Genomic DNA, 217 nt, shown 5'->3' on the forward strand with positions numbered 1-217 from the left:
ACCAGGTCGTCGGCTCCAGGGTCCAGCCGATCTTCACCAGGTTATCCTTCTCGGCCGCGTCCACGGTGAAGTGGTGCGAGCCGTCATACCGGTTGTACAGGCGGTACACCGGCTTGGCGCCGTTCGCAGCGCTGCCGGCGGCATGGAACTTGACGTCCTCGCCCTGCCAGCCGGCCGCGACCAGCTTGTCGTACTCGGCCTTGCTGGTGGTGAACAG

At 65.9% G+C, this 217-nt stretch carries 1 pseudogene; it reads right to left on the reverse strand.

The features are described 5' to 3' along the window. Nucleotides 1–217 (reverse strand): annotated as a pseudogene (locus EMO90_RS12265) (hypothetical protein); the annotation flags it as partial.

Source organism: Bifidobacterium vespertilionis (assembly GCF_008698145.1).
GTDB lineage: Bacteria > Actinomycetota > Actinomycetes > Actinomycetales > Bifidobacteriaceae > Bifidobacterium > Bifidobacterium vespertilionis.